General features: G+C 71.6%; 13 protein-coding genes and 1 riboswitch. Of the genes, 2 read left to right on the forward strand and 11 right to left on the reverse strand.

Features of this window, described 5'->3' with window-relative positions:
• Nucleotides 1-46 precede the first annotated feature (46 nt).
• From LG278_RS11010 to LG278_RS11060, 11 genes are all read right to left on the reverse strand, one after another.
• A complete protein-coding gene (locus tag LG278_RS11010) occupies nt 47-1,534 on the reverse strand; it encodes a glutamate--cysteine ligase (RefSeq protein ID WP_404387001.1) in 1,488 nt (495 codons plus the stop codon).
• Between the two features lie 68 nt (nt 1,535-1,602).
• Entirely contained in the window at nt 1,603-4,581 is a 2,979-nt protein-coding gene (gcvP, locus tag LG278_RS11015) for an aminomethyl-transferring glycine dehydrogenase (RefSeq protein ID WP_404387002.1), read from the reverse strand.
• A 78-nt stretch (nt 4,582-4,659) separates the two neighbouring features.
• Nucleotides 4,660-4,759: riboswitch (glycine riboswitch) on the reverse strand.
• Nucleotides 4,760-4,842: 83 nt separating this feature from the next.
• On the reverse strand, nt 4,843-5,427 hold the full coding sequence (locus LG278_RS11020) for a MerR family transcriptional regulator (protein WP_404387003.1): 585 nt from the start codon (nt 5,425-5,427) through the stop codon (nt 4,843-4,845).
• A gap of 195 nt (nt 5,428-5,622) precedes the next feature.
• Nucleotides 5,623-6,117: a bifunctional nuclease family protein gene (locus LG278_RS11025; protein WP_404387004.1), complete on the reverse strand. Its 495-nt coding sequence runs from the start codon at nt 6,115-6,117 to the stop codon at nt 5,623-5,625.
• 42 nt (nt 6,118-6,159) lie between these two features.
• Nucleotides 6,160-6,999, reverse strand: coding sequence for a MerR family transcriptional regulator (locus tag LG278_RS11030; RefSeq protein ID WP_404387005.1), 840 nt, complete (start codon nt 6,997-6,999; stop codon nt 6,160-6,162).
• Between the two features lie 25 nt (nt 7,000-7,024).
• Nucleotides 7,025-7,468, reverse strand: coding sequence for an FHA domain-containing protein (locus tag LG278_RS11035; RefSeq protein ID WP_404393613.1), 444 nt, complete (start codon nt 7,466-7,468; stop codon nt 7,025-7,027).
• Nucleotides 7,469-7,614: 146 nt separating this feature from the next.
• Complete coding sequence (gene gcvH / locus LG278_RS11040) at nt 7,615-8,004, reverse strand: glycine cleavage system protein GcvH (RefSeq protein ID WP_404387006.1); 390 nt, start codon at nt 8,002-8,004, stop codon at nt 7,615-7,617.
• A 162-nt stretch (nt 8,005-8,166) separates the two neighbouring features.
• On the reverse strand, nt 8,167-9,351 hold the full coding sequence (locus LG278_RS11045; RefSeq protein WP_404387007.1) for a DUF881 domain-containing protein: 1,185 nt from the start codon (nt 9,349-9,351) through the stop codon (nt 8,167-8,169).
• Nucleotides 9,348-9,680 carry a small basic family protein gene (locus LG278_RS11050; RefSeq protein ID WP_141820447.1) on the reverse strand — a complete coding sequence of 111 codons (333 nt, stop codon included), beginning with the start codon at nt 9,678-9,680 and terminating at the stop codon, nt 9,348-9,350. The genes LG278_RS11045 and LG278_RS11050 overlap by 4 nt, the downstream gene beginning before the upstream one ends.
• Entirely contained in the window at nt 9,677-10,636 is a 960-nt protein-coding gene (locus LG278_RS11055; protein ID WP_404387008.1) for a DUF881 domain-containing protein, read from the reverse strand. The genes LG278_RS11050 and LG278_RS11055 overlap by 4 nt, the downstream gene beginning before the upstream one ends.
• Nucleotides 10,636-11,244, reverse strand: a complete 609-nt coding sequence (locus tag LG278_RS11060; protein ID WP_404387009.1) for a CDP-alcohol phosphatidyltransferase family protein — start codon at nt 11,242-11,244, stop codon at nt 10,636-10,638. The genes LG278_RS11055 and LG278_RS11060 overlap by 1 nt, the downstream gene beginning before the upstream one ends.
• Nucleotides 11,245-11,346: 102 nt before the next feature.
• Here LG278_RS11060 and LG278_RS11065 point away from each other — a divergent pair, with 102 nt between their 5' ends.
• Together LG278_RS11065 and LG278_RS11070 are read left to right on the forward strand one after the other, a co-directional pair.
• The gene (locus LG278_RS11065; RefSeq protein ID WP_404387010.1) at nt 11,347-12,840 is read left to right on the forward strand and encodes a YibE/F family protein; all 1,494 of its coding nucleotides are present in this window, start codon (nt 11,347-11,349) and stop codon (nt 12,838-12,840) included.
• 163 nt (nt 12,841-13,003) lie between these two features.
• Nucleotides 13,004-14,704, forward strand: a complete 1,701-nt coding sequence (locus LG278_RS11070) for a DUF5671 domain-containing protein (RefSeq protein WP_404387011.1) — start codon at nt 13,004-13,006, stop codon at nt 14,702-14,704.

Here is a 14,704-nt window from a genome sequence, read left to right on the forward strand (position 1 = left end):
GCCACACGGCATACCTCAGTTTGCTTGTGGCACAGGCAAACCCGCGTCAGGCGGTGGGCAGTTCCCAGGTGTGCACGGGCTCGTTGGCGCTCTGACCCAGCATGTAGAGGCGCAGCATCTCGCGCAGGGCCTTGTCGCGGGTCAGACCACGAGCCTCGAGCCGCTCGACGCACGTCGTCTGCCACGAGGCACCGTTGACCCCCCTGAGGCACCGCTGCTCGATGATGCCGAGGAAGCGGTCGCGCACCGCCGCTGACACCCCCCACTTGGACAGACCCTCGTGGGCCATCGGCAGGAGGCGCCGCAGGATGAGCTCGGTGGCGGGCACGTCGCCGAAGCCGGGCCAGAAGGCGCGGGCGTCGATGCCGAGCCGGGCGCCCTCCTCGAAGTTCGCCTCGGCAGCCGAGAAGCTCATCCGGGTCCAGACCGGGCGGTCCTCCTCGGCGAGCACGCGCATCGTGCCGTAGTAGAAGGCGGCGTCGGCCATGATGTCGGCGATGCTCGGCCCTGCCGGCAGCACACGGTTCTCGACCCGCAGGTGGGGGCGGCCGCCGTGGGTGTCGTAGATGGGGCGGTTCCAGCGGTAGACGGTGCCGTTGTGCAGCCGGAGCTCCTTGAGCTCGGGCACCTCGCCCCGCTCGAAGACCTCCTCGGGCTGCTCGTCGTAGATCTCGGGCAGCAGGGCCGGGAAGTAGCGGACGTTCTCCTCGAAGAGGTCGAAGATCGAGGTGATCCACCGCTCGCCGAACCACACGCGGGGGCGCACGCCCTGGTTCTTCAGCTCGACCGAGCGGGTGTCGGTCGCCTGGGTGAAGAGCTGGATGCGGGTCTCGGCCCAGAGCCGCTGCCCGAGGAAGAAGGGCGAGTTGGCGCCCAGCGTGAGCTGCGGGCCGGCGAGCACCTGTGCGGCGTTCCAGTGGTCGGCGAAGCGGTCGGGGTGCACCTGCAGGTGCAGCTGGATGGAGGTGCACGCCGACTCGGGCGCGAGGGAGTCGGAGTAGCGCGCGATGCGCTCGCCCGTCGGGCCCTCGAGCTCGAGCCAGACGTCCTCCCCGCGGGCGTCGAGCACCGCGTTGTTGAGCGCGGCGTAGCGGATGTTCTCGCTGATCCAGTCGCCCTCGAAGTGCTCGGGCATGACGGTCGGCAGGATGCCGATCGCCACGATGCCGGTCTTGAGCTCGGCGGCGCGCTCGGACGCGCGGTTGAGGGAGCGACGCAGGTCGGCCTCGAGCTCGAAGGCGGAGTCGCCCGGGAGCGGCCGCGGCGGCACGTTGAGCTCGATGTTGTAGCGCGCGAGCTCGGTCTGGTAGTCGGGGTCGGCGATCTGCTCGAGGATCGCCTTGTTGTCGAGCTTGGGGCCGAGATCCTCCGACACGAGGTTGAGCTCGACCTCGATGCCGGTCATCGGCTTGTCGAACTCGAACTGGCTGTGGCTCAGCATGCGCTCGAACACGTCGAGGTCGCGACGCACCTTCTCGCGATACTGCTGTCGCTGCTCGCGCGTGTATCTGGCCTGCTCGACGTCGGCTCCCACGTGCCGAGACAACCACACTCGGGGCACCGACGCGAGGACAACCCGCTAGGTGACCAGCCCTCGAACGCTCAGCTCTCGAACGCCTCGGGCGGCGGGCACGAGCAGACGAGGTGCCGGTCGCCGTAGGCGCCGTCGATGCGGCTCACCGGCGGCCAGTACTTGTCGGCCGCGTCGACACCCACGGGGAAGGCCGCGTCGGCCCGGTCGTAGGGGTGGTCCCAGGGGCCGGCGAGGTTGCGGGCGGTGTGCGGGGCGTGGCGCAGCATGCTCTCGGCGACAGCCACCTCGCCCCGGCGGATCGCCTCGATCTCGCCGCTGATCGCGATCATCGCATCGCAGAAGCGGTCGAGCTCGTAGCGGTTCTCCGACTCGGTGGGCTCCACCATGAGCGTGCCGGCGACGGGGAAGCTCATCGTCGGGGCGTGGAAGCCGTAGTCGACGAGGCGCTTGGCGATGTCGTCGACGGTGACACCCGTCTCGGCGGTGATCTGCCGGACGTCGAGGATGCACTCGTGGGCGACGAGGCCGTCGGTGCCGGAGTAGAGCACCGGGAAGTGGTCGCGCAGCCGGGCCGCGATGTAGTTGGCTCCCAGCACGGCCATCTGGGTCGCGTGCCGAAGGCCGTCACCACCCATGAGCCTGACGTAGGCCCACGAGATCGGCAGGATGCCGGCGGAGCCGTAGGGCGCGGCCGAGATCGGCCCGACGCCCGTCTCGGGCCCGGCCTCGGGTGCCAGGGGGTGGTTGGGCAGGTGGGGCGCGAGGTGGGCGCGCACCGCGACCGGCCCGACACCGGGGCCGCCGCCGCCGTGCGGGATGCAGAACGTCTTGTGCAGGTTGAGGTGGCTGACGTCCGCACCGAACGTGCCGGGCTGCGCCAGACCCACGAGTGCGTTGAGGTTGGCGCCGTCGACGTAGACCTGACCGCCCGCGTCGTGCACGAGCTCGCACAGCTCGGTGATCGTGTCCTCGTAGACGCCGTGCGTCGACGGGTAGGTCACCATGATCGCGGCCAGGTCGTCGCGGTGCGTCTCGATCTTGGCGCGCAGGTCGTCCATGTCGACCGTGCCACCGGGCGCCGTCTTGACGACGACGACCTTGAGGCCGGCCATGACGGCCGAGGCGGCGTTGGTGCCGTGGGCACTGGCGGGGATGAGGCAGATGCGCCGGTGCCCCTCGCCGCGGGCCTGGTGGTAGGCGTGGATGGCGAGCAGCCCGGCGAACTCACCCTGCGAGCCGGCGTTGGGCTGCAGCGACACGGCGTCGTAGCCGGTGATCTCGCACAGCCACGCCGCAAGCTGGTCGATGAGCTCGCGGATGCCCTCGGTCTGCTCGGCCGGCGCGAACGGGTGCAGCTGCGCGAACTCGGGCCAGGTGATGGCCTCCATCTCGGTCGTCGCGTTGAGCTTCATCGTGCACGAGCCCAGCGGGATCATGCCGCGGTCGAGAGCGAAGTCGCGGTCGGAGAGTCGGCGCAGGTAGCGCAGCATCGCCGTCTCCGAGTGGTGCGAGTGGAAGACGGGGTGGGTGAGGAAGTCGGACGACCGCTCGAGCCCAGCAGGTATGCCGCTCGCGTCCGAGGTGCCCACGGTGGCCTCCGCGTCGGCCGAGGAGATGCCGAAGGCGTCGAGAACGGCGAGCACCGTTGCGGCAGTGGATGTCTCGTCGAGGCTCAGGGAGACGCGGTCGTCATCGACCCGGCGCAGGTTCATGCCCCGGTCGGCGAAGGTGGCCGTGACCTCCTCGGCTCGGCCGGGCACGAGCACGGTCAGGGTGTCGAAGAAGGCAGTCGACTCGACGTCGAGACCGCTCGCGACGAGGGCGTCACGCAGGTCGGCCGTGAGGCCGTTCACGCGGCGCGCGATGCGGGTGAGGGCTGCGGGGCCGTGCCACACGGCATACATGCTCGCCATGACGGCGAGGAGCACCTGGGCGGTGCAGATGTTGGAGGTCGCCTTCTCGCGGCGGATGTGCTGCTCGCGGGTCTGCAGGGCCAGGCGGTAGGCCTGCTGGCCCTCGGCGTCGACCGAGACGCCCACGAGGCGGCCGGGCAGCTGGCGCTCGAGGCCACGGTGGACGGCCATGTAGCCGGCGTGCGGCCCGCCGAAGCCCATCGGCACGCCGAAGCGCTGGGCACTGCCGACGGCGATGTCGGCGCCCCACGCACCGGGCTCTGCGACGAGGGTCAGCGCGAGCAGGTCGGCGCAGGCCGTGACGAGCGCTCCCGCCGCGTGGGCGGCGGCCGTCAGCGGCGCCCAGTCGAGGAGCTCACCCGTGGCGTCGGGATACTGCACCATCACGCCGACGACCGGCTTGCCGTCCGCCGCAGCCGTGAGCGAGGCCTCGTCGGTGACGCCGCGCAGGTCGGCGACGACGAGGGGCAGACCGATCGCCTCGGCCCGGGTGCGCATGACCGCGATCGTCTGCGGGAAGAGCTGCCGGTCGAGGAGCACGACCGCCTCGGCCGGGGTCTTGCTGACGCGCCGCATGAGCGACATCGCCTCGGCGGCGGCGGTCGCCTCGTCGAGCAGCGACGAGCCGGCGACGTCGAGGCCGGTGAGGTCGGTGACCACGGTCTGGAAGTTGAGCAGCGCCTCGAGCCGGCCCTGCGAGATCTCCGGCTGGTAGGGCGTGTAGGCGGTGTACCAGGCAGGGTTCTCGAGCACGTTGCGGCGCACCACCGGCGGCGTGACTGTGCCGTAGTAGCCGAGCCCGATGAGGGAGGTGAGCACCGTGTTGCGCGAGGCGAGGGCACGCAGCTCGTCGATGACCGCGCTCTCGCTGGCGGCTGCCTCGACCCGCAGCGGCGAGTCGGAGCGGATCGCACCCGGGATGGCGCGGTCGCACATGGCATCGAGGCTCGGCTGACCGATGACCGAGAGCATCTGCTCGGTGTCCGTGGCGTCGGGGCCGACGTGCCGGCTGACGAAGTCGGCCATCGGGGCTGCGACGGACTCGACGCCGAGGCTTGCGTCGGCCCGTGCCTCGGGGCTCGCGCCGGTGGCGGGCGCGGAAGGGGTGCTGGCGGAGAGGTGGTCGATCGACATGCGGGCTCCTGACGGGATTCGAGCGGGCGACACACGCTCCCCGTCTGTCGCGTCCCGGTCGGGGCCCTTCAGAGTTGCCTCACCCGCATGGTCCTGGCGCCTGAGAGGTTCCGGGGATGTTGCCCCTTCGGCGCCTCGCAGGTGCTGGGCACCCCGAGGACTCTCCCACGCAGGGTCGATCGGCGAGACCAAATCTACCAGCAGAGCGCGGGCAGCCGACGTGCAACTCCCCGCGCGGGGGAAGCGACGCTTCGCTTGCGGTCAGGCCATGCGGCGTGCGGCGCGTCGAGCGGTGAGCTCGTCGCCCGGGTGCTCGGCCACGGTGTCGTCCTCGGCCCGCTCGCTGGGCAGGTGGGCGAGCTCGCCCTCGACCTCACGCCAGACGCGCCCGACGGCGATGCCGAAGACGCCCTGACCGCCCTGGACGAGGTCGATGACCTCGTCGGCGGAGGTGCACTCGTAGACGGAGGCACCGTCGCTCATCAGGGTGATCTGGGCGAGGTCCTCGACGCCCCGCTCGCGCAGGTGCTCGATGGCGACCCGGATCTGCTGGAGCGAGACGCCGGTGTCGAGGAGGCGCTTGACCACCTTGAGCACGAGGATGTCGCGGAAGCCGTAGAGGCGCTGGGTGCCTGAACCGGTCGCGCTGCGCACCGACGGCTCGACGAGTCCGGTGCGGGCCCAGTAGTCGAGCTGGCGGTAGGTGATGCCGGCCGCGCGGCACGCCGTGGGGCCGCGATAACCGGAGTCCTCGTCGAGCGTCGGGAGGTCGTCGTCGAAGAGCAGACCCTGCGAGCCGGTGGGTAGCACGCGGCCTGGGCCGGGCAGATCCTCGATGGCAGCCATTTCGTCCTCCTCGTGGGCACGCGACGAGCCGATCACAACCGGATAACTACAGTCGCGTCGTTCTCCTGACGGTAGGCGCCGCACGGGTCGCTGGTCAATCATCCGGCGTGCAGGGCGGCGTGTCGGCCCCCGGCGAAGGCTTGTCGGCGGTCAACCCTCATGCTCAGGTCGAACGTCAGGGTTGAGGCGGATCGGTCAGGAGTCGCGGTCCTCGGCCTCGGGCCCGGGAGCCTCGAAGTCCTCGGCGGAGACCTGGTCGAGGAACTCCTTGAACTTCTCGACCTCGTCGTCCTCCTCGGAGGAGACGACGATGGCCGCCTCGTCGAGGATCGCCGGGTCGACGAGCACCTTGGCACCGGTGCGCAGGGCGAGCGCGATCGCGTCGCTGGCCCTCGAGCTGATCTCGGCCGTGCCGTCGACGATGAGGGCTGCGTGGAAGACGGAGTCCTTGAGGGCGACGATGCGGACTTCGGTCAGGGTGTGGCCGAGCACCGCGAGAAGGTCGCGCATGAGGTCGTGGGTGAGCGGCCGCGGGGGCACGACGCCCTGCTGGGCGTAAGTGATCGCGGCAGCCTCTGCCGCACCGATCCAGATGGGCAGGTATCGACCGCCGTCTCGCTCGCGCAGCAGCACGATCGGCTGGTTCGTCGGCATCTCGACGCGGACGCCCAGGACATCGACCTCTATCACCTGACCACCGTACCCCGCGCCTCGACGGTCGCGGACGCGCCCTCAGCGCGAGAGGCCCGACCGCACGAGGGCGACGTGCAGCGCCAGGCAGGCAGAGACGATCTCGGCGGTGCGCTCGTCGCGCGTGCCCTGTCCGTGCCGTGTCGCGAGCACCTGCTCGGCCAGCCCGATCTCGCGGTCGGCGGCCGTGCGGAAGGGGCGCAGGTGACGGGCTTCCAGGCCGTGGGCGGCCAGCGTGCGAGCCGCGGCCGCGACCGCCAGCGCATCCTCGCCGTAGTGCCCGCTGTGGTCGCTCTGCAGCAGGCCGTAGGTCTCGAGGGCCAGGAAGGTCTCGGTGTCGAGGCCTGCGGCCTCGCGCACCTCCGCGCCGGTCAACGCGACGGTATGCCGCTCGAGCAGGCTCGCGGCCGACGGCACCTCCGGGTCGGGCCGGGGTGACGGCGGCCGCGGACGACCGGCTCGCGGCGGAGGGGCGTAGGGGCCGGTGTGGCCGCCCCGGTCGCCGGGGGGTGCGCCGTCGGTGCCCGGGGTCGGGGCCGGGCCGTCGCTACGATCCTTTGGTTCGCCGCCACCGCCGCCGTCGTCGCCGTCTCCTGGGTCGGTGAGCCCGCGGTCGAGAGCGTCGAGGGCCTCGCCGATGACCTTGAGCGGCCAGAAGCGGTCACGCTGGGCGCTGAGGATGTAGCGCAGCCGCTGGACGTCGGAGCCGCTGAAGGTGCGGTAGCCCGACGCCGTGCGGTGCGGCGTGATGAGGCCCTCCGCCTCGAGGAAGCGGATCTTGGACGCCGACACGTCGGGGAAGTCGTCGCGCAGCTCGGCGAGGACCTTGCCGATCGTCAGCCGTCGATCGGACTCGCCACCCGCGCGACTGCTCTCGCTCACCTCGACGCCCCGAGCGCCCGACCGGTCAGGCCGAGTAGTAGACGAGACGGAACTTGCCGATCTGCACCTCGTCGCCGGTGTGCAAGGCGGCCTCGTCGATGCGCTCCCGGTTGACGTAGGTGCCGTTGAGCGAGCCGGAGTCGCGCACGACGTAGCCGTCGTCGGCGCTGACGAAGAGCGCGTGCTTGCGCGACACCGTCACGTCGTCGAGGAAGATGTCGGAGTCGGGGTGGCGCCCGGCCGCGACCTGGTCGTCGTCGAGCAGGAAGCGGGCGCCCGTGTTGGGTCCGCGCAGGACCACCAGCAGGGCGGTGCCGGGGCGCAGCGCCTCGATCGTGGCCTGGTCCTCGGCGCTCAAGCCGCGCCCGTCGACCTCGACGTGCTCGGACTCCTGCGACGGAACCCCCTGGAACCGCATGGTGCGCGGCTCGACGTTCGTCTCGTCGTGGGCGGGCTGGTCGCTCGACATGCGCTCCTCCTCGTGCGGGTCGGGCTGGTCGCTCGACATCAGGTCCTCCTCGGCGTGCGGGTGGGCCATGGCTCCCCCACTCTAGGGGACGGCGGGTGGGTCGGTCCGACCACCGTCCCCGCGTGTGGGGCCGCCGTGGCTGCGGGTCAGGACAGCGAGGCCTTGTAGCCCTCGACATCCATCAGTGCGTCGACGGCGGCAGCGTCGGCGGGGCGCATCTCGAACATCCAGCCCTCGCCGTAGGGGTCGGAGTTGATCAGCTCGGGAGCGCCGTCGAGCGCGGCGTTGGTGGCGGTCACCTCGCCGTCCAGCGGGGCGTAGACATCGCTGACGGACTTCGTCGACTCGACCTCGCCGCACGAGTCGCCGGGGCTCACGGTGTCACCGACCGCCGGCAGCGAGACATAGACGACGTCGCCGAGGGCGTCCTGGGCGAAGGAGGTGATGCCGATGCGGACGACGCCTTCGTCACCGACACGGACCCACTCGTGATCGCTGGTGTAGCGCAGGTCGGAGGGGTACTCGAGGTCGCTCATGTCGCTCCTGTCAGGACGGTTCGGTGACGCGGGGCCGGGAACGGTGACCGCGCACCTGAGAGGATGCCACCTCTGCAGGGTCCGTGGGCACCGGGTCGCAGAACCCGTGCCGGCGAGTTCGGTCGGCCCGTCGACCAGCTAGTCGACCAGCTAGTCGACCGGCTAGTCGACCGGCTGGGCGTGGGTCAGGTCGGTGGGCTCGTGCGTCGAGGTGATCTCGACGGAGTCCGACTCCGTGACCGTCGCGCTGGCCCCCTTCTGGCGCACCGACTCGACGATGCCGCCGGGGATCGTCATCGCCGAGGCCAGCGTCTTGGAGTCGCCGATCGCCTTGATGACGAAGGGACGCTCGATCGACTGGCCGTCGATCGTGATCTGGCCCCCGGAGTCACCGACGAAGCTCGAGGCAACGACGCGCACTCCCCCGACGTCGATCACCTCCGCGCCGCCGTCGCGCAGCTCCTGGATGAGGTCGAGGATGACCGGACCGCTGACCTGGTTGTCGGGGTCGCTGATGCGCAACGTGATGCCCGGGCCCTCGGCCTCGACGGTGCCGGCGAGGATGCCGAGGGTGTCGAGACGCTTCTGGGCCTGCTCGAGGGCCTCGGCGGAGGTGCCGGTGCCGCTCTGGAGCCGGTCGCGGGTGCCCTCCAGCTCACGGACCTGCTGGTCGAGGCGGGAGGAGCGCAGGGAGACGTCGTCGAGCACGCGCACGAGGTCGGTCTGGCTCAGCTCGGTGAGACCCCGCTCGTTGGTGAGCTGCACCTGCGCGGCGATGGCCGCGCCGAGCACGACGGCCAGCAGCAGCACGAGCAGGTTGGCACGGGTGGCGCGTGGCCGGCCCATCTTCAGCAGGCGCCCCCACGCGGCGCGCCCCTCGACGGGGTCGACGTGGTGGCCGTGCGCGGCATCGGCAGCGACGAACGGGTCGTCGACGAGCTCGGGACCCGACGACGCAGGAGCAGAAGCGTCGGTGGCGGGTGCCGGCGCCGACGGGTCGACGGCCGGAGAGGGGATGGCCGCATCGACGGCCGGCGACGGAACGGCCGCGTCGACGACGGGAGTCGGCGCAGTCGCATCGGCCCCCTGGGTGGGCTGGGTGGGCTGTGTCGGCGGCGTCGGCTGTGTGGCCTGCATCGGTGTCGCCGGCGGTGCGGTCTCCGGGGCACCGGGGGCCGACAACGCCTTCCTCTTCTGCTTGCCCTTCTTGCGCTTCGTGGCGGGCTGGGGTGCCGCGTCGACCGGGTCCGCCGAGCCGGCCGGCTCGACCGGCGCGCCGTCGCCGCGAGGGACGTCGTCGGGTGCCGGTGTCACCTCGCTCCGCGGCTCGTCGCTCGACATCGTCATGCCTTGAACAGGTGCCGACGGATGGAGGCGACGTTGGAGAAGATGCGCACCCCGAGCACGACGACGACGCCGGTCGAGAGCTGCGCACCGACCCCGAGTTGGTCGCCGAGGAAGACGATGAACGCGGCCACGATGACGTTGGAGAGGAACGACACGACGAAGACCTTGTCGTTGAAGATGCCGTCGAGCACGGCCCGCACCGCGCCGAACACGGCATCGAGGGCCGCGATGACCGCGATCGGCAGGTAGGGCTGCAGCCACACCGGCACGGAGGGGTCGATGACCAGTCCGATCGCGAGTCCGGCCAGCAGGCCGAGGACGGGAATCACGGCTGGGTCTCCTCAGGGTCGGGGGCCCCGCTGGTCGGTGGGATCGGGGCTCTCGAGGTGGTGGCCGAGCCCACGGCGCTGGTCAGCGGGCTCGCGTGGTCGATGCGGGTCGACGTGTCGCCCGGCACGGTCAGGTCATCGGAGGTGCGCAGCGATGAGCGGATCTGGAACTCCTGGGTGAGCTGGTCGAGGTAGACGCCGGCGAAGGACGGCTCGAAGATCTGCTGCATGCCCTGCGGGTCGCCGAGGGCCGTGACGACGTAGGGGCGCGCCAGCGGGCGGAAGTCGACGATGATCGCCTGGCCGGCGAAGCGGATGGCCGCGGTGGAGCTGAGGCGGTGCCCGTTGATGGCGATCGCCTCCGCCCCGGCGCCCCAGAGGCCGTTGACGACGATCTGCAGGTCGCCCGAGGTCACCCGGCCCTCCTGGAAACCGCCGCTCGGCCGGGTGCCGGCGTTGGCGTCGGCATCGACCGACGGAGCGTCGTCGATGGTGAGCGTGAGACCGGGCCCGGTGAGGGGCACGGCCGCCGCCCCCACCTCGAGCTGCTTGATCTGCGTCGTGAGGTCGTCGCTGCCCGACTGCTGGAGCGCGAGGTCCTCGAGGTCGCGCACCTCCCTGCTCAGCGTCGTGACCTTGGCCTCCTGCTCGGTGCTGTGGGCCTGCAGCGACTCGATGCGCGACACGAGCTCGCTGCGGACCGTCGCTGCCGCGGTCGGCTTGGGGCGCAGGGCCTGGGCGCCGATCGCGAAGAGCAGGCCCGTCAGCAGCATCATCACGAAGACGAGCACGGTGCGGCTCGAGGTCGCCGGCGGCTCCCCCGCTGCTCGGCGGCGGTCGGCCGCCGCCTGGTAGCTGGGGTCGAGGGGCCGCTCGAGCATCGAGGTCAGCAGCGTCATCGACGCGTCCGGGCGACGCGGCTCGGGACGTCCTCCCTCCGGGAGGCGGTCGTCCATCACGTCATCACCACCCGCGGGCTGCGCGCGAGCACGAGACGGGCCTGGACGGCATACAGCACCACGGCGAACCAGTAGAGCGCGACGCCCCACCACGTGAACCCCCAGCCGATCGGCTCGGCGATCCGCCCGATCCAGTCGTCACGGATCGACAGCAGCAGGAAGGGGAAGGCGCAGAGCAGGTTGAAGGTGGCGGCCTTGCCGACGAAGTGGACGGGCATGCCGATCTGTCCGCGCTGGCGCAGGTAGAGCAGCATGGCGACCATGACCACTTCGCGCAGGATGAGCACGGCGACGAGCCAGACCGGGATCATCTCGCGCCACGCGAGACCCACGAGGGTGGTGGCGATGTAGAGCCGGTCGGCGATCGGGTCGAGGAACTGACCGAGGCGGGTCTCGAGGTTGAAGCGGCGAGCGATCTTGCCGTCGAGGTAGTCGGTGAAGCCCGACAGCAGCAGGATGAGCAGGGCGAGCAGGTCGCGCTCGGAGACGATGGCCCAGAGGAAGAGCGGCAGGCCGATCAGCCGCAGCACCGAGAGGGCGTTGGGGAGGGTCAGCAGACGCCCGGACACCTCGCGCCCGGCGGGTGACTGCTGCTCGACATCCACGACCCGAGCCTAACCAAGGGCCGGAGGGATCGACGCCACGACGCCCGATCGATCGCGACCTGTGATCACAACGGCACAAAAGGACTCTGGCACACTCTCCCCATGCCAGCCGGACCCGCGCACAGCCACTCCCACGGCACCGGTGACGCCCACGACTCCGTGGCGGTCAGCACGGTCGCGCGGGTCGGTCTCACGGTCTTCCTCGTGCTCGCCGCGGCGGCCACCGTCTTCGGGCTCGTGCGCTACTGGCCCGACGACACCCGCACCCCCAACCAGGTCGCGAGCACCGACTTCGCGGCACCCGGGGTGACCTTCCCCATCGCCGAGGTGCAGACCGTGCTGCCCCCCTGCGAGGGCGCCGACGCCCAGACGGGCGCCCCACCCGCCGACGGACAGCAGGGCGACGTCGCCGCCGCTGACGCCACCTGCGGGGCGATCGTCGTGCAGCTCGACCAGCCCTCCCCCACCTCGGGTGACGTGCGGCCCATCATCTCGGTGTCGGTGCCGCCGGCGATCTCCACCTCGGGGCTGCGCGAGGGCGACACGGTGCAGCTGCTGCGCATCCCCCCTCGCGACGGCAACCCCGAGTCCTACTCCTTCCTCCAGGTGCAGCGCGGCGCTCCCCTGTCGCTCATGCTCGTGCTCTTCGTCGTCGTCGTCGGGCTCATCGCCCGTTGGCGCGGTCTGCTCGCGCTCGTGGGGTTGGCCTTCGGCGGGCTCGTGCTCGTGAAGTTCATGCTGCCCGCCCTCGTCGGTGGGGAGTCCGGCCTCGTCGTCGCCCTCGTGGGCTGCTCGGCCATCATGTTCGTCGTCCTCTACCTCGCGCACGGCCTGTCGGTGCGCACCAGCACGGCGCTGGCGGGCACGCTCTTCGGCGTCGGCATCACGGCCGTCCTCGGCGTGCTCGCGGCCGGTGGCGCCCGGCTCAGCGGGGTGGCCGACGACGAGGGCGCCACGCTCGCTGCCTTCATCCAGACGATGGACCCCAAGGACCTGCTGACCTGCGCGATCATCGTGGCCGGGCTCGGCGTGCTCAACGACGTGACGATCACGCAGTCCTCGGCCGTGTGGGAGCTGCGCGCCGCCGCCCCGGGGTTGGGCCGTCGTGAGCTCTTCCACTCGGGCATGCGCATCGGGCGCGACCACATCGCCTCGACGATCTACACGATCGTCTTCGCGTATGCGGGTGCTGCCCTCCCCGTGCTGCTGCTCCTCTTCCTCTACGAGCGTCCCGTGCTCGACATGCTGCAGACCGAGTCGATCTCGGAGGAGATCGTGCGCACCCTCGCCAGCGCGATCGGTCTCGTGCTCGCCGTGCCGGTCACGACCCTCATCGCCGCGCTCACCGTCGGCACCGCCAAGGGCTCCGCCACGGAGCCGGTTGCCGTCCCGGAAGTCCCCGAGGGCTCCGAGGGCTCCGAGGGAGGACACACCGACCGTCCCACCTCAGCGGGCGGGCTGGGCCGGACTGCCGGCGCAGGGCCCGGGGCCGCCGACCTGCAACGCGCCGCCGAGGGTTCGGCGTCGCCCGCTCACCCGACTCCCCCGCCTCCGCCGCGCACCCGGGCCGAGGCGCGGGCGCGGAGGACGGACTGACCCGGCCGCCGGCATACGGGCTGCTCCCCGGAGGGGGACCTAGGCCTCTGGTGGGGCACCTGCGCCGGGAGCACGCTCGGGGCGTGATGGAGTGACCCTGCCGGGTCGGAGAAGTCGTCGACAGGCACCCGCGGCCACTCCAGGCGTGTGAAGGAGTGCGGACATGATTGTCATCTCGCTGCTGGTCACCATCGCCGTGGTCGTCGCCGTCGTCCTGGCCGGGCGGAAGGGGGCGAGCCAGGCCCGTGGGGCGCCGCCCGACGCCCACGCCGTCCGGCGGTTCTTCCAGTACCTCGTGCTCTACGGACTGCTCGTCGTGGCCGCCATCGGGCTGTCGGGGCTGCTCGGGCGGCTGATCGGTGCCGAACCCGTCGTCGAGGACGAGTCGGGGCTGGCACTCAGCCTCGCCTTCACCGTCGTCGGGCTGCCGCTCTATGCGGCCCTCGCCTGGTGGTCGGGGCGCAGCCTCAGGGCAGACCCGGCAGAGGCGGAGTCGGGGGCCTGGGCCGCCTATGTCACCCTCGCGAGCCTCACCTCGCTCGCGGTGGCCATGGATTCGCTCAGCGCGTCCGTGCGGGGGCTCCTGGGCGTGGTGCCGGACGGGGCCGCGGCCCTCGCATCTCTGGTGGTCTGGGGAGGAGCGTGGGCGGCCCACTGGTGGGTGCACCTGCGCCTCGTCACGGCCGGGCAGTCCCGGCTGCACCACCTCGGCGGATCCCTGCTCGGGCTCGGCACGGCGGCGACCGGGCTCATCGCCCTCGCGGGCGCAGCCGGGCAGCGCCTCCTCGGGATGGGCACCGAGATCGTGCCCCCACTGGCCGACCAGATGGTGACGGGCGCGGTCGGTCTGGGCGTGGGTGCCCTCGTCTGGTGGCTCTACTGGCTGCGGACCGCATCGCGGTCAGCCCGTGATCCGCTGTGGCTCGGCTACGTCCTGCTCGTCGGCGGCGCCGGTCTCGTGACGGCTGTCGTGTCCGCCAGCACGGTGCTCTACACGCTGCTCGTGTGGCTCGTCGGTGAGCCAGAGATCTCCGACGCGGCCCGCCACTTCATCGACACACCCCTCGCGGCCGCGGCCGCCCTCGTCGGCGTGGTCGTGTGGTTCTACCACCAGAGGGTGCTGGCTGACGCGGGCGTCACGGCTCGCACCGAGGTGCGGCGCGTCTACGAGTACCTCATGGCGGCCATCGGTCTGCTCGCAGCCGCGGCCGGCCTGACCATGCTCGTCGTCGCTGGCATCGAGGCCGTCGTGGGGCCCGAGACCGCTGTCCTCGGCGTCAGCGCCGTCAACACGCTGCTGCTGGCTGGCACCCTGCTCGTCGTCGGGAGCCCCGTGTGGTGGTCCTTCTGGAGCCGGATCCGGCGTGCCGCCGCAGCCGAGCCAGCGGTGGAGCTCGCCTCCCCTGCGCGCCGGATCTACCTGCTGGTCCTCTTCGGGGTCGGCGCGATGGCGGCAGTCGTCGCGCTCCTCGTCGGTGTCTACGTGTTCTTCGAGGACCTCGTGACCGGAACCGTCGGCCCCGAGACGCTGCGCGAGATGCGCGTGCCCATCGGCATCCTGCTGAGCACCGGCGCCATCGCCGGCTATCACGGCGCCGTCTACCGGGCCGGGCGCCGGATGCTGCCCCGCGCTGCCCACAGCCCCGACTACGTCCTGCTCGTGGGCCCGCCGGACCCCGAGATCGCCCACGCCGTCGCGCACGAGACCGGTGGCAGGGTGCAGGCCTGGACGGCCGAGGACGGCGGCTCGCCCTGGACCGTCGACGAGGTGATGGCGGCCCTCGGCGCCTCTCCGGCGGCTGACGAGGTGCTCGTGCTCTCGGACGCCTCCGGGGTGCATGCCATCCCGGTCCATCGGGCGTGA

Source organism: Humibacillus xanthopallidus, from assembly GCF_044793955.1.
Classification (GTDB): Bacteria; Actinomycetota; Actinomycetes; order Actinomycetales; family Dermatophilaceae; genus Humibacillus; species Humibacillus xanthopallidus_C.

Bases quoted from the DNA above. Each gene is read 5' to 3' on its own strand.
- LG278_RS11035 (WP_404393613.1), bottom strand. From the start codon at position 7,468: ATGTCGAGCGACCAGCCCGCCCACGACGAGACGAACGTCGAGCCGCGC.
- LG278_RS11065 (WP_404387010.1), top strand. From the start codon at position 11,347: ATGCCAGCCGGACCCGCGCACAGCCACTCCCACGGCACCGGTGACGCC.
- LG278_RS11020 (WP_404387003.1), bottom strand. From the start codon at position 5,427: ATGGCTGCCATCGAGGATCTGCCCGGCCCAGGCCGCGTGCTACCCACC.
- gcvP (WP_404387002.1), bottom strand. From the start codon at position 4,581: ATGTCGATCGACCACCTCTCCGCCAGCACCCCTTCCGCGCCCGCCACC.
- LG278_RS11070 (WP_404387011.1), top strand. From the start codon at position 13,004: ATGATTGTCATCTCGCTGCTGGTCACCATCGCCGTGGTCGTCGCCGTC.
- LG278_RS11055 (WP_404387008.1), bottom strand. From the start codon at position 10,636: ATGGACGACCGCCTCCCGGAGGGAGGACGTCCCGAGCCGCGTCGCCCG.
- gcvH (WP_404387006.1), bottom strand. From the start codon at position 8,004: ATGAGCGACCTCGAGTACCCCTCCGACCTGCGCTACACCAGCGATCAC.
- LG278_RS11045 (WP_404387007.1), bottom strand. From the start codon at position 9,351: ATGACGATGTCGAGCGACGAGCCGCGGAGCGAGGTGACACCGGCACCC.